The 13,883-nt window shown below is 71.7% G+C and carries 12 protein-coding genes; 6 read left to right on the top strand and 6 right to left on the bottom strand.

What is annotated here, in order from left to right; all coding sequences use genetic code 11:
* Positions 1-2 precede the first annotated feature (2 nt).
* The gene (gene sigE, locus ATL45_RS07805; protein ID WP_093153050.1) at positions 3-596 is read right to left on the bottom strand and encodes an RNA polymerase sigma factor SigE; all 594 of its coding nucleotides are present in this window, start codon (positions 594-596) and stop codon (positions 3-5) included.
* A 286-nt stretch (positions 597-882) separates the two neighbouring features.
* Here sigE and ATL45_RS07800 point away from each other — a divergent pair, with 286 nt between their 5' ends.
* A complete protein-coding gene (locus ATL45_RS07800) occupies positions 883-1,485 on the top strand; it encodes an O-methyltransferase (RefSeq protein WP_093153053.1) in 603 nt (200 codons plus the stop codon).
* Between the two features lie 48 nt (positions 1,486-1,533).
* Here the strand turns inward: ATL45_RS07800 and ATL45_RS07795 are convergent, their stop codons facing one another.
* Positions 1,534-2,673 carry an Mrp/NBP35 family ATP-binding protein gene (locus ATL45_RS07795; RefSeq protein WP_093153056.1) on the bottom strand — a complete coding sequence of 380 codons (1,140 nt, stop codon included), beginning with the start codon at positions 2,671-2,673 and terminating at the stop codon, positions 1,534-1,536.
* Between the two features lie 247 nt (positions 2,674-2,920).
* On the opposite strand from ATL45_RS07795, the gene ATL45_RS07790 reads away from it, so the two are divergent.
* Positions 2,921-3,367: a MarR family winged helix-turn-helix transcriptional regulator gene (locus ATL45_RS07790; RefSeq protein ID WP_093153058.1), complete on the top strand. Its 447-nt coding sequence runs from the start codon at positions 2,921-2,923 to the stop codon at positions 3,365-3,367.
* 4 nt (positions 3,368-3,371) lie between these two features.
* Positions 3,372-3,785: an NUDIX hydrolase gene (locus ATL45_RS07785; protein WP_246025220.1), complete on the top strand. Its 414-nt coding sequence runs from the start codon at positions 3,372-3,374 to the stop codon at positions 3,783-3,785.
* Positions 3,786-4,230: 445 nt separating this feature from the next.
* Here the strand turns inward: ATL45_RS07785 and ATL45_RS07780 are convergent, their stop codons facing one another.
* Positions 4,231-4,734: a DUF1003 domain-containing protein gene (locus ATL45_RS07780; protein WP_093153064.1), complete on the bottom strand. Its 504-nt coding sequence runs from the start codon at positions 4,732-4,734 to the stop codon at positions 4,231-4,233.
* Positions 4,734-6,023 (bottom strand): magnesium transporter MgtE N-terminal domain-containing protein, encoded by a 1,290-nt coding sequence (locus tag ATL45_RS07775; RefSeq protein ID WP_246025219.1) that lies wholly within the window; start codon positions 6,021-6,023, stop codon positions 4,734-4,736. Before ATL45_RS07775 ends, ATL45_RS07780 begins: the two co-directional genes overlap by 1 nt.
* Before the next feature lie 223 nt (positions 6,024-6,246).
* Between ATL45_RS07775 and ATL45_RS07770 the strand changes: the two genes are divergently transcribed.
* A complete protein-coding gene (locus ATL45_RS07770) occupies positions 6,247-7,203 on the top strand; it encodes an HpcH/HpaI aldolase/citrate lyase family protein (RefSeq protein WP_093153069.1) in 957 nt (318 codons plus the stop codon).
* Between the two features lie 133 nt (positions 7,204-7,336).
* A complete protein-coding gene (locus tag ATL45_RS07765; RefSeq protein ID WP_246025218.1) occupies positions 7,337-10,822 on the top strand; it encodes a patatin-like protein in 3,486 nt (1,161 codons plus the stop codon).
* Between the two features lie 185 nt (positions 10,823-11,007).
* Here the strand turns inward: ATL45_RS07765 and ATL45_RS07760 are convergent, their stop codons facing one another.
* Complete coding sequence (locus ATL45_RS07760; protein WP_093153072.1) at positions 11,008-11,856, bottom strand: spermidine synthase; 849 nt, start codon at positions 11,854-11,856, stop codon at positions 11,008-11,010.
* A 211-nt stretch (positions 11,857-12,067) separates the two neighbouring features.
* Between ATL45_RS07760 and ATL45_RS07755 the strand changes: the two genes are divergently transcribed.
* Positions 12,068-13,561, top strand: a complete 1,494-nt coding sequence (locus ATL45_RS07755; protein WP_246025217.1) for a DHA2 family efflux MFS transporter permease subunit — start codon at positions 12,068-12,070, stop codon at positions 13,559-13,561.
* Here the strand turns inward: ATL45_RS07755 and ATL45_RS07750 are convergent.
* Complete coding sequence (locus ATL45_RS07750; RefSeq protein WP_093153077.1) at positions 13,468-13,854, bottom strand: MerR family transcriptional regulator; 387 nt, start codon at positions 13,852-13,854, stop codon at positions 13,468-13,470. The genes ATL45_RS07755 and ATL45_RS07750 overlap by 94 nt on opposite strands.
* Positions 13,855-13,883 lie beyond the last annotated feature (29 nt).

Genomic DNA, 13,883 nt, shown 5'->3' with positions numbered 1-13,883 from the left:
TCTCAAACCTCCCGGGCTTGCTCGCGGCGAGACTCCAAGGTGGCCTTCAGCATCTGGCGTCCGCGGTGGATCCTGCTGCGCACGGTTCCGAGCTTGACGCCCAGCGTCGTCCCGATCTCCTCGTAGGAGAGGCCCTCGACGTCGCAGAGCACCACTGCGGCCCGGAACTCCGGGGGCAGCTCGTCCAGCGCCGACTGCAGGTCGGGGTCGAGGTGGGTGTCGTAGAACACCTGCTCCGGGCTCGGACCGCCGCCCGGCAACCGGTCGGTGTCCTCGGGCAGGCCCTCCATCCGCAGGCGGGACCTGCGGCGGGCCATGTCCAGGAACAGGTTCGTGGTGATCCGGTGCAGCCACCCCTCGAACGTCCCCGGCTTGTACGAGGCGAGCGAGCGGAACACCCGGATGAAGGTCTCCTGGGTCAGGTCCTCCGCGTCGTGCTGGTTACCGGTCAGGCGGTACGCCAGCCGGTACACCCGGTCGGCGTGCTGCCGCACGACCTCGTCCCACGACGGCGGGGTCCAGGCGACCTCCTCAGCGGGCGAGACGGTGCTGGGTCGAACACCGGTGCTCGGTCGAACACTGGGGGCCACACTCATCGGCTGAGTTGCCATTGGGCGAAAAGCCACCTCCTGCGCTTTGCATCTACCAGAACGAGCGGGTCGGGCTCGTTGTTCCCGGCCCTTCGGAGTGGAGACGCCGACTGGTGTCGGTCATGACGCCACTACTCTCGTCTGCGCTGGTGAGGTGGCCTTAATAGAGGCCTGAGAACAGCCTGAGAACCTAGCGTGAGCTACGTCTCACCGAGCGTCGCCGGAAACGGCCCACTAACGATGTCGACCGCGCGGGTCACGGATGAGCACAACATCGATAACCTTTCGCGTTGTGATCCCCGAGACGCCGCTCGGTGCCGGGCCCGCGGGCCGCGAGCAGACGCCGCTGCGCATGCCCGATGGCCCGCAGGGCACATCGGTCGGTGCGTCGCCGCTGCACGTGCTGCGCTTCCTGGCCGCGGCGTTGCAGGCGAAGGCCGCCGTGGAGGTCGGCACCGGCTCGGGCGAGACCGCGCTGTGGCTGCTCCGCGGCATGGTGCCGGACGGCGTGGTGACCTCGATCGACGCGGACGCCTCGGTGCACCGCGAGGCGCGCGGGACGCTGCGCGACGCGGGCGTCCCGGCCAGCCGCACCCGGCTGATCGCCGGCCGCGCGGTCGACCTGATGCCCCGCCTCACCGAGGGCGGCTACGACCTGGTCTCGGTGAACATCGCGACCACGGAGTACCCGCAGTACCTGGAGCTCGGCCTGCGCCTGCTCCGGCCGGGCGGGGTGATCGTCTTCGCCGGTACCCAGCTGGCCGGGCCGGACACCCGCAGCGCGATGGCCCAAGCCCTGCGCGAGCTCATCCGCGAGGTGCAGTCCGACGACACCCTCGTCCCGGTCACGCTCCCGACCGGGCCGGGTCTGCTGGCCATCACCAAGCGCATCTGACCCGGCGAAGGGCATCCCCGGCTGCCCGGAGATGCCCTTCTCGGCTGGTCAGGCCGGGGAGACGGAGAGTAGCTTGCCCGCCAGGCCCCGGGAGCGGGTGGACAGCCGCTTGGCGATGTCGTTGAGGACCACCGCGGCCGGGGAGTCCGGCGCCTCCAGCACCAGGGGCGTGCCCGCGTCGCCCGCCTCGCGCAGGCGCGGGTCGAGCGGGACCTGGCCGAGCAGCGGGACCTCGGTGCCCAGCGAGCGGGACAGCGAGTCGGCCACCAGCTGACCGCCGCCGGAGCCGAAGACCTCCATCCGCTGGCCGTCGGGCAGCTCCATCCAGGACATGTTCTCCACCACGCCGGCCAGCCGCTGGCGGGTCTGCATGGCGATCGCGCCCGCGCGCTCGGCGACCTCGGCCGCCGCCTGCTGCGGGGTGGTGACCACCAGGATCTCGGCGTTCGGGATGAGCTGGGCGGTGGACAGCGCCACGTCGCCGGTGCCGGGCGGGAGGTCCAGCAGCAGCACGTCCAGGTCGCCCCAGAACACGTCGGCGAGGAACTGCTGCAGCGCGCGGTGCAGCATCGGGCCGCGCCAGACCACCGGGGTGTTGCCCGGGGTGAACATGCCGATCGAGATGACCTTCACGCCGTGCGACTGCGGCGGCATGATCATCTTCTCCACCTGGGTGGGCTTGCCGCCCGCCCCCAGCATCCGCGGCACCGAGTGGCCGTAGATGTCGGCGTCCACCACGCCCACCGACAGCCCGCGCTCGGCCATCGCGGCGGCGAGGTTCACCGTCACGCTGGACTTGCCGACGCCGCCCTTGCCCGATGCCACGCAGTACACGCGGGTCATCGAGCCCGGCTCGGCGAACGGGATGCGCGGTTCGGCGGCGTCGCCGCGCAGCGCCTTGCGCAGCTCGGTGCGCTGCTCGTCGCTCATCACGTCCAGCTCCACCTGGACGGAGCCGACGCCCTCGACGGCGGCGACCGCGTCGGTGACCCGCTGGGTGATGGTCTCCCGCATCGGGCAGCCCTTGACCGTCAGGTAGACCTCGACCAGCACGGCGCCGCCGTCGCCGATGGACACGCTCTTGACCATGCCCAGGTCGGTGATCGGCCGCCGGATCTCCGGGTCCTCGACCTGGCTGAGGGCCTTGCGGACGGCGTCCTCGGTGGGCGCGGACTGCGTACTGGTCACGGTTACCTCGGCAAGCTGTTGGGAACTTCGCGGAGAGGACCAAGGTTCTCACACGGCCCCCTCGGGGCGATTCCAATGCTACGGATCGGTAGCCCGCCCGGAACAGGGGCGATGGCGACCGGGGCCGGTTCACGCGGGGTGACCATCGGGTGTTCGGCGGGGGCGCTGCGCAGTCGGGTGAACGCGGACCGTAATATCAATCTTCGTGGCCGAGACGGCTCTTGATCGATTACCGACTCGAAATGAATTGCTGGCGTACCGCAGTTTCCTCCGCGCGCACGCCCGGGTCACGCGTTGCCTGGAGGGCGACCTGATCGCCGAGCAGCGGCTCACGCTGGCCGCCTACGACGTGCTCGAAGCGCTGGCCGAGGCGCCGGAGCACCGGTTGCGGATGACCGAGCTCGCCGACGTCGTGCTGCTGTCCCGCTCCGGGGTGACCAGGTTGGTGGACCGCCTCGAACGGCTCGGGCTGGTGCGGCGGGTCCGGGTGGATTCCGACGGCCGGGGAGTGCAGGCGGTGATCACCGAGAGTGGTGAGGACCGGCTGCGGACGGCGCTCGCCACGCACCGCAGCGGCGTCGCGCGGTACTTCCTGTCGGCGACCGCGGGCGAGCTGGAGGCGCTGGTGCGCACCTTCGAGCGGCTGGCCGACGGGGGTGTGCCGTCGCCGCCGGGTCAGCGTGCGCAAGCATGAGGACGTGCCAGAAGCGAAGTACTCGACGTCCGAGGTGATCCGCGCGGTCGGGCTGGTGCGGTTCGCCGACCGCAGGCTGTTGCTGGTCCGCGCCGACTACCAGGACGCGTTCTACCTGCCCGGCGGCAAGATCGACCCGGGCGAGACCGAGGTGCAGGCGCTGCACCGGGAGGTCCGCGAGGAGCTGGGCGTCGAGCTGGTGGGGCCGGACTTCTACCGCCGCTACGAGACGGACGCGGTCGGCCAGGGCGAAGGTGTCCAGGTGTCGCTGAGCTGCTACTCGGGCGAGCTCGACGGCGAGCCCGTCCCGGCGGCGGAGATCGCCGAACTGGCCTGGATGACCCGCGAGGAGTACCTGGCCCGCCCGGTCACGGCGCCCGCGATTGTCGCCCTCTACGCCGACCTCGACCCCGCCTGATCAGGGCGGTCCGACGCGCCGGAGCCCGCCGCCGCGGTGGCGAACTTCCGCAACTTCAATGGAAATCACCTCCACGATTTCAATGGAACTTGCATCCCCCGTCGGCGTGTCGAACGCCCGACACGCCGACGGGGCGTCGGGATCCACGCGATTTCAATGGAAATTGGACGTCCAATTTCCATTGAAATCGCATCCAACCCCGTCGACCCCGTCGACCTCGTCCGACCTCGTCCGACCTCGTCCGACCTCGTCGACCTCGTCCGACCTCGTCGACCTCGTCCGACCCCGTCGGCCCCGGTCGACCCCGGTCGACCCCGTCGACCCCGTCCGACCCCGTCGACCCCGTCCGACCCCGTCGACCTCGTCCAATCCCGTCGACTCCGTCCGACTCCGTCGACTCCGTCCGACTCCGTCGACTCCGTCCGACTCCGTCGACTCCGTCTGATCAGGGTCGGCTTCGGCGTTTGTCCGCTGTGCTGGGCAGGCCGGGGAGCTCTTCGCGGAGGCGGTCCAGCTCGCCGCGCAGGTAGTCGCGGGTGGCCACCTCGCCGATCGCCAGGCGCAGGGCCGCCAGCTCGCGGGCCAGGAAGTCGGTGTCGGCCTTGGTCTGCTCGGCGCGCGCCCGGTCCTCCTCCAGCGAGATGCGGTCGCGGTCGTCCTGGCGGTTCTGCGCCAGCAGGATCAGCGGCGCGGCGTAGGACGCCTGGGTGGAGAAGGCCAGGTTGAGCAGGATGAACGGGTACGGATCCCAGCGCAGGCCGACCGCGAACAGGTTCACGCCGATCCAGGTGACCACGAAGAGCGTCATCCAGAACAGGAACGTGCCGGTGCCCAGGAACCGGGCGATGCGCTCGGAGAACCGGCCGAAGAACTCCCGGTCGAAGCTGATCGACAGGCGGTGCGCCGGTCGGGGTTGGTCGAGTCGGCGATGGGTCAGCAGCTCGGGCATCAGCGCGGCTCCCGGTTCGGCGGTGGGTTCGGTTCGGCTTCGGGCAGCCCGCTCTCCCGCCAGCCCTCCGGCAGCAGGTGGTCGAGCACGTCGTCGACGGTGACCGCGCCGATGAGGTGCTCCTCGTCGTCGAGCACCGGACCGCAGACCAGGTTGTAGGCGGCGAAGTAGCGGGTCACCTCGGTCAGCGGGGCCTGCGCGGACAGGCACGCCAGGTCGGTGTCCAGCGCACCGGCGACCAATGTGGACGGTGGTTCGCGGAGCAGCCGCTGGATGTGCACGCAGCCCAGGTAGCGGCCGGTCGGGGTGGCCGACGGCGGTCGGCAGACGAAGACCAGGCTGGCCAGCGCCACCGGCAGGTCCGGGTTGCGCACCAGGGCGAGGGCCTCGGCGATGGTCGCGTCCGGTTCGACGACCACCGGTTCCGGCGTCATCAGGCCGCCCGCGGTGTCGGAGGAGTACTCCAGGAGCCGTTTGACGGGGGCCGACTCCTCCGGCGCCATCAGGCCGAGCAACCGATCCTTGTCCACTTCGGACAGCTCGGAGAGCAGGTCGGCGGCGTCGTCCGGGCTCATCGCCCCCAGCACGTCCGCGGCGCGCTTGTCGTCGAGGTGGCTCAGCAGGTCCTTCTGGTCGTCCTCCGGAAGCTCCTCGACGACGTCGGCGAGCCGTTCGTCGTCCAGCGCCTCGGCGACCTCGTAGCGGCGCTTGGTCGGCAGCTCGTGCAGCGTGCTGGCGACGTCGACGGCGCGCATCGTGTCAAACATGGCCAGCAGCTGCTGCACGCCCTGCGGACGGCCGGTGACCTCGGCGAATCCCAGACCGCTCACCTGGTCCCAGGCCAGCACCCGGGTCGGGCCCCAGCGGCCGAGCCTGCCGGTGCGCTCGCGGACCGCCAGCTTGCTCAGCTGCCAGTCGCGGGTGCGGGTCTGCTCCAACGCGACGTCGACCAGCACGGCGGGAGTGCCCGCCGGGTCGACGGCGACCCGCGCGTCGAGGAGCTGGCCGAGCACCAGCAGTTCGTTGGGGCGCTGGTGGAACTTCCGCAGGTTCACCGATCCGGTCGCCAGCGTCACCGCGTTGGGTTCGATCCGGGTGACCCGCAGCATCGGCACGAAGATGCGGCGGCGGGTGGGCAGCTCGACGACCGCGCCGAGGACGCGCGGCGGCCGCCGCCCGATGCTCAGCCCGGCGACCACGTCGCGCACTCGACCGATCGATTCGCCATCCGGCCCGAACACCGGGAGCCCGGCCATCCGGGCGGCGAAAACCCTGGTCGCGGCAACCACGCGATCAGGTTAGGCACTGATCGGTCGGCCCGCCGCCTGGACGAGCCGGGTGACCTTCGGCACGCACTGCACCGCCGCTCGGCGTGGTACGACACATGCAGCTCTCGTCGTTGAGGAGTCTGTCGGCGGATGCCGTCCGCGCCTTTTGAGCGGCGGCAGCCGCTTGGACCACTAGGCGACCACCCCAGCAGAACAACCACCAGCCATCTCTCAGGAGGACAACGTGGACGGTCGACGTGCCCGGCGCAGCTGCCTGGCGGTGCCCGGTTCCAGTGCGAAGATGATCGACAAGGCGCGCGGTCTCGCCGTCGACCAGTTCTTCCTGGACCTCGAGGACGCGGTGGCGCCGCTGGCCAAGGCCGAGGCCAGGGACCGGATCGTCGGCGCGCTCAACGAGGGCGGCTGGGAGGGGAAGATCCGCTCGGTGCGGGTCAACGCGCTCGACACCGAGTGGACCTACCGCGACGTGGTGACCGTCGTGGAGGGCGCGGGCGCCGAGCTCGACACGATCGTCCTGCCGAAGGTCAGCACCGCCGAGCACGTGCGCTGGCTGGACCTGACGCTGACCCAGATCGAGCGGGCGACCGGGCTGGAGGTCGGCCGGATCGGCATCGAACCGCAGATCGAGGACGCCGCGGGCCTGGTCGAGGTGGACGCGATCGCCACCGCCTCGCCGCGGGTGGCGGCGCTGGTGTACGGCCCGGCGGACTTCATGGCCTCGATCAACATGCGCTCCCTGGTGGTGGGCCACCAGCCGCCGGGCTACGACGTGGGCGACGCCTACCACTACACGCTGATGCGCATCCTGATCGCGGCCCGCGCGGCCGGGGTGCAGGCCATCGACGGCCCGTACCTGCAGATCAAGGACGTGGACGGGTTGCGGCGGGTCGGCGGCCGCACGGCGGCGCTGGGCTTCGACGGCAAGTGGGTCCTGCACCCGGCCCAGGTGGACGCGGTCAACGAGCTGTTCTCGCCCCGCCAGGAGGACTACGACCACGCGGAGAACATCCTGGACGCCTACGAGTGGCACACCTCGGCGGCCGGTGGCGCGCGCGGCGCGGCGATGCTCGGCGACGAGATGATCGACGAGGCCTCCCGCAAGATGGCCCTGGTGATCGCGGGCAAGGGCCGAGCGGCCGGGATGACCCGAACCGACCGCTGGACGCCCCCGGAAGCATGACCGGAGACCGAGGCCCCGCCGGCTGAGCGGTGGTTGGTCCGCGAGGGTTGAGGTTGCGGGGCATTGGGGGTCAGAAATGCCGTTCCGGGGCCACCGGGCGGTGTTCTCGCGGTAGGTTTCGGATGATCCGCAGGTGTCGACGGAGAGGGCGGATTCCGAGGTGGCCACCGCGGCTGGAGCGGAGAACGAGCAGGAACTGCGCTTGGCGCTGGCGATGCGCGGCGGTGCGAGCATGGCCGTGTGGATCGGCGGCGCCGTCGCCGAGATCAACCGGCTGCGCACCGCGCTGGTCGACGCCGACGACGGAGCGCACCCGTGGGCCGCGCTGGCGCAGCTGTCCGGCTACGACTCGGTCGCCGTCGACGTGCTCGCCGGCGCGTCGGCCGGTGGTCTCAACGCCACGCTGCTGGCCACCACCCTGGTCTACGGGATGCCCTTCGACCGGATGCGCGAGATCTGGGTCCGATTGGGCGACGTGGAGGCGATGTCCCGGCCGCTGCCCAAGTTCTGGCAGCCCAGCCCGCCGTCGTTGCTGGAGGGCGACGACTACTTCCGCACCGAACTGGTGAAGGTCATCACCGGCAACGTGCCCGCCGAGCCGGACCTGCCGAACAACCGCGCCGACCTGCTGCTCACCGCGACCCTGCTGGACCCGGTCGTGGAGCAGCGCCTCGATTCGCGCTCCGAGCCGATGCTCCAGGAGCGGCGCACCGCGTCGTTCTCCTTCCAGCACCGGGGCCGGGCGGGCGATCCGCTGTCCGACTTCGGCGCGGGCGAGAAGTTCGGCGCCACGGTGCTGCGGCTGGCGCACGCGGCCCGCGCCACCTCGGCGTTCCCGTTCGTCTTCGAGCCCGCTCAGGTGTTCTCCTCGCTGGGCGAGCCGCCAGCGGGCGAGCCGAACATGGTCGGGCTGTTCTCCGAGACCACTCCCGATTCCGGGAGAACGCCGTTCCGGGTGATCGACGGCGGTGTGCTGGACAACATCCCGGTGTCGGCGGCGATCCGCGCGATCACCGAAGCCCCGGCGGACCGCCCCACGCAGCGGTGGCTGCTGTACCTGAACCCGGACCCCGTCGCATCCCGCACGCAGCGCCGCGAGCCGGGGCACGCCGTGCCGGTCACACTGACCGCGCTGCGCGCCCGCATGACCCAGGAATCGCTGCTGGCCGACCTCGACGCGCTGGCCGACCACAACCTCCTCGTGGAGCGAACCGCCTTGCGGCGCAAGGCTTTGTTCGCCCAGCTGCACGCCGCGCCCGACGCGCAGCGGCTCGCCGCCCTGGCGAGCCAGGTCGCCGCCGTCGGGCCAGACCACGCCGTGGTGCGCTCGGAGCTCGACGCGCAGGCCGCGTACCGGTTGCTCACCGAGCCCGCGGGCAGCGAGGACGGGCGGCTGCTGCCGCCGGTGGTCGGTGATCCGCTCGCGGACTGGTCGGCGCAGGCCCGGACGCAGCTCGCGCGGCGCCTGTCGGACGGGCTCCGGCGCGACGCGACGACGCGCGTCTTCGACGACGCGCACAGCCTGCTCGCCGCGATCCAGGAGTGCCTCGGCTGGGCGTGGGACATCGAGCGGTGGTCACCGGAGAGCCGGGAGATCGGGCGCTGCAAGTCGGTGCTCTACCGGTTGCGCACGTTCGCCGAGGTGCTGGAGGGCCACGCCGACCGGTACTGGATCAACGGCGCGAAGCTGGAGCCGATCGTCGAGACCGCCGAGCTCGACGAGTGGGTGCAGCGGGTGCTCCGCCGCCGGATCCGGTTGCAGCACGCGCTGCCCACGCCGATCGCGCCGCTGCTCGGCGAGGTGCTGGGCGAGGCGGAGGGAGGCGCGGACTTCCAGCGGGTGCTGGCCGAGTTCGCCGCCGAGCTGCGGTCCATCGTGGAGTCCTCGGGCGGGGACGCGGTGCCGGACGCCAACGGGATCGACGCGGTGGCCGAAGCGCGCAAGCTGCTGCACCGGGTGGCCGACCGGCTGGCCGCGTTGGCGCCGCCGCGCGAGCGGTGCGACGAGCCCGAGCAGATCGGCTACTCGCTGCTGGAGCGCAGCGATCACCGGGACGAGGTGCTCCAGCAGCTGGTGGTGCTGACCTCGCCGCTGGACGTGGGCCGGGTGCCGGGTTCGCGGATCAACCTGCTGCGGGTGGTCAGCGACGAGCAGAGCCCGCTGCCGTTCGCGGCGCTGCGCCGCGGCGAGGGCGTGCCGCTGCGCATCGCGGACAAGATCCGCGGCCTGGACATCGGCAACTTCGGCGCGTTCCTGTCCGCCAAGTGGCGGGCCAACGACTGGATGTGGGGGCGGATGGACTCCGCCGCCGCGCTGGTCGGGCTGCTCACAGATCCGGCGCGGCTGGCGCGGCGGCACAGCGGCTCGGAGGAGCTCGGCGATGCGCTGCAGGCGATCGTCAGCCGTCCGACGAAGGCCGAACTCGGCGAGCTGGACGAGGCGCAGGCCAAGCAGTGGCGCGGTTTCCTGGCCGAGGTGTGGGCGCGGCACGCCGGTGAGGTGCGCGCCGAGCTCGACGCGCTGTTCGCCCGGCCCGACGACGAGCACCCGCTGACCGCGACCCGCGACCTGCTCACCGAGCGTCTGCAGTGGACGATCGCGGCGGAGGAGGTCCCGTACGTCGCGACGGTGGCCGCGGGCGCGGACCAGCGCGGCGGTGGCCGGCCGCCGACGCCCGCGCCTGCGCAGCTGTCGAGCGAGGTCGAGCGCTACTCCGTCGGCCGCCAGCGGTTCGCCGACCTGGGCGAGCGGCGCGCGCTGTCGCTGGCCACCCGCTTCGGCATGCTCGCCTACCGCGCTGCCCGCCCGTCTGGAGGCGGCGTGCTGCCGTGGCTCGGCCGCCGGGCGATGACGCTGGTCAAGCCGCTGGCGCTGGCGGTCGTCTACGCCTTGGCCGCGCCTCGGCGAGTGGCGCTGCTCGGCCTGTTCGCCGCCACGGCGGTGGCGTTCACCGGGATCGGCGGGATCGGGCAGGTGGGCCTGCAGACGATGTCCGCGGACAGTTACGAGTCTCAGCTGTCCATCGCGACGGCAGTCGCCCCCTACCAGGGATATTGCCCGTTCGGCGGCCCGTGCGAGGGCGGCGGTGAGGACTTCGGTGAGGGCGGCGGTGAGGACTTCGGCTGGTTCGCCTTCGCCCCGGTGCAAGGGGACTGGACGGCGATCGCGGACTTCTCGGGAACCTCCTTCGGCCCCGGTGTGCTGTTCGCGATGCTGCTGGTGGCGGTCTTCGCGGTGTGGACGGGCAGCCGGATCGGGCTGCGCTTCGGCCGCGGGCTGGCGCGCTGGCTTCCCGCTCTGGCCATCGCCGCAGTGCTGCTCGCCGCGGAGTACTGGCTGTTCAGCACCGGGTTCCGCCTCGGACCGCTCGGCCTGGTGCTGGCGGCGGTGCTGCTGACCTGGCCCGCGGCGATCGCCTACCGGACCGGTGCGCGCATCGGCGCGACCGTCCTGACGGCACTGGTGTTCGGCGGAGTGCTGCTGCTGGCCGAACCGGACGCCTACAGCGGTGGCGGCTGGATCCTGCTGGCGACGGTGCTGGCTGCCTACGCCCACATGCTCCTGCTGAGCACCGTCGACGTCCTCGCCCCGAGGCCGCGGAACACTGCCACCCGGTGACCTCCCGACGCGCCGGTGGTGCGTCCGGTCGTTCCGCAATCTCAATTGAAATTGGACCTCTGATTTCAATTGAAGTTGCGTGGTGCGGGTGCGTCCGAGGTCGGACGTGCTCGTGGTTCGTCGGGTGGTAGTGCGATTTCAATGGAAATCGGGGACGTGATTTCCATTGAAATCGCGGTGGTCGCCTAGAACCGTTCCTTGCGGACGGGCGGCACCGGCGCGGTGTGCGGGGTCGCCTCGGTGAGCGGAGCGGCTGTTCCGGCGACGGCGGCCAGCTGCGGCAGGGTGAGGCAGGACATCCGGTTCGCCGCCGCTGCGCCCCACGCGTCGAGGCCCGCTTTCGGCAGGTCGCGGGTGGACGCCACGACCACGATGTTGCCCGCCCGGTGGCGCAGCAGGACGGCGGGCTCGGCGAGGACCAGGACGTGCGGGAACACCTCGCCGACGGCGGCGACCGCGCGCAGCGCGAACTCCAGCTCGCCGCCGTCCCAGAGGTTCGCCGCGCAAAGGCCGCCGGGCCGCAGCACCCGCGCGAGGTCGGTCAGGAACTCGACGGTGGCCAGCTCGGTGGCCACGCTGCCTGCGCGGAAGACGTCGAGCACCACCAGATCGGTGCTCCCGTCCGGCGCTTCCCGGATGCCCGCGCGCCCGTCCTGCACGCGGACCTCCAGCCCCGGCACCTCGTCCAGCGCGAGGTGCTCGCGCACCAGCTCCACGAGCGGTTCGTCGAGCTCGAACGCGGTCTGCGCGGAACCGGGCCGGGTGGCGGCGACGTAGCGGGGCAGCGTGCACCCGGCGCCGCCGAGGTAGGTGGCCGACACAGCGGTCCCCGGCGGCCAGTGCCGGTCGACGGCCTGCGCGATCCAGGCGACGTACGGGAACTTCAGGTAGGTCGGGTCGGCGAGGTCGACGAAGGACTGGGAGATGCCGTCGACGGCCACGGTCCAGCCGGCGGCCCGGTGCGGATCGGGGATCAGCTCGGCGTCGCCGAACCAGACCGCCCGTTCGATGCCGACCCGCTCCACGGCACTCACCCCCACCCAGAACCCTAGCCAAGGGCGCCCAGGGCTTGCGCTCAACCCGAGTTGAGCCGACAGGCTACGGCGGCGAACGCGCCACGAGATCGGTCGCGCGTTTGTCCGGTGTCAACCGCAGTTCTGCTCAACCGCACCTCAGGGGACCGTGATGCAACCCAGCCACAGGAAACCGCGAAACGCGAGCTCACTCGCTAACGCAACCACCACTGTGAATCGCGGAGAGGCGGGACTGGGAGAGGCGGGACTGCTGCTGGCGCTGGCCTGCGCGGGTTCGTTCGTGGTGATCCTCGATGCCACGATCGTCTCCGTCGCGCTCCCCGCGATCCGCGCCGAACTGGGGTTCAGCGACACGACGCTGCCGTGGGTGGTCAACGCCTACACCCTCGCCTTCGCGGGGTGCCTGCTGCTCGGCGGTCGGCTGTCGGACGTGTACGGCCAACGCCGCATGTTCGTGCTCGGCATGGGTCTGTTCACCCTGGCCAGGACGGTGGGCGGGCTGGTCTCCTCGGCCGAGCTGCTGCTGGCCGCGCGGGCCGTGCAGGGCATAGGCGGAGCGCTGCTGATGCCGGTGACGCTCTCGCTGCTGACCACGACGTTCACCGAGCCCGCGCAGCGCGCGCGGATGCTGGGCACCTGGAGCGCGGTGGGCGCGGTGGGTGCGGCAGCCGGGCCGGTGATCGGCGGGCTGCTGACCGAGTGGGCGGGCTGGCGGTGGGTGTTCTTCGTCAGCGTGCCGATCGGGGTGCTGGCCGTCGTGGCCGCGCGGGCGACCTTGCCGCCGCGTCCGGACGACGCGGTGCGGCCGCGCCTGGACGTGCTCGGCGCCGTGCTGGTCACGGCGGGCCTGGTCGGCATCGTGTACGCGGTGATGCACTCGGCCGATGCGGGCGCATCGGTGTGGCCGCCGCTGTTGGCGGGCGCTGCGGTGCTGGGCGTCTTCCTGGTGCACCAGGCCCGGTGGTCGCGGGAACCGCTGGTGCCGCTGGGCATCTTCCGGCTGCGGTCGGTCAGCAGCGGCAACGTCGTGATGTTGTTGCTGGGACTGGGTTTCTTCGCCAGCCCGATCCTGCTGTCGCTGTACCTGCAGGACGTGCACGGCTGTTCGCCGCTGCACGCCGGGCTCGGGTACCTGCCGATCGGGGCCGCGCAGTTCGCCGGAGCTCAGCTCGCCGGACCGCTTTCGGTCCGGCTGGGCGTGCGCCGCGCGGCGGTGCTGTCCTGCCTGTCCGGCGCGGCGGGCCTGGCCGGCGTCGCGCTGCTCATCGGGGTGCACGCCTCCTACGTGACCTCGGTGATGCTTCCCGGCCTGGTCTTCGGGTTCGGCACCACGGCAGCGTTCACTCCGATCACGGTGGGCGCGACCAACGGCGTCCCGGAGCACCAGAGCGGCTTGGCCGCCGGACTGCTGAACACCGTCCGCCAGACCAGCGGCGCGATCGGGCTCGCCGTGCTGAGCGTGCTGTCGGCGGCCGTGGCCGCGTCGTGGCGGGCGGCGCACTCCGGCGACGACCTCAACGCGCTGGCGCACGGCTACACCGCCGCCTTCGCCGCATCGGCGGCCTGCCTCGCCGTCGCGGGAATCATTGCCGCGGTGGCGATGCCCGGCGATCAGCAGGGCGCGGGGAGCTCGGTCTCGGCGCGGAAGCCCGGGCAGCGCTCGGGATCGCCGGGGGAGCGGCAGCCGAGCAGTCGGTCCAGGTAGGCGCGGGCGTTGGCCAGTTGCTCCTGCTGCCGTTCGATCTCCTCGATCCGCGCGGCCACCCCGTCGAGCCAGCCCGGCCCGTTGAGCATGAGCGCGATCTGCTCCAGGCCGAACAGGCCGCTCGTGCGCCACTCCTTGATCAGGGCGATGCGGTAGAGCTGATCGGTGTCGTAGCAGCGCTTCCCGGCGCGCCGGTGCGAGGTGATCAGCCCGCGCCGCTCCCAGTAGTGCAACGTCGACACGGCCACCTCGAAGTGGTCGGCGACGACTCGGATGGGGGTCAAAGCGGTCACGGATCCATTCGACCGCACTTCGATTGGTA

The sequence above is a fragment of the Saccharopolyspora antimicrobica genome (genome assembly GCF_003635025.1).
GTDB classification, from domain to species: Bacteria; Actinomycetota; Actinomycetes; order Mycobacteriales; family Pseudonocardiaceae; genus Saccharopolyspora; species Saccharopolyspora antimicrobica.
Note: the sequence above shows the minus strand (reverse complement) of the source record. Positions and strands in the feature narration are given on the sequence as shown.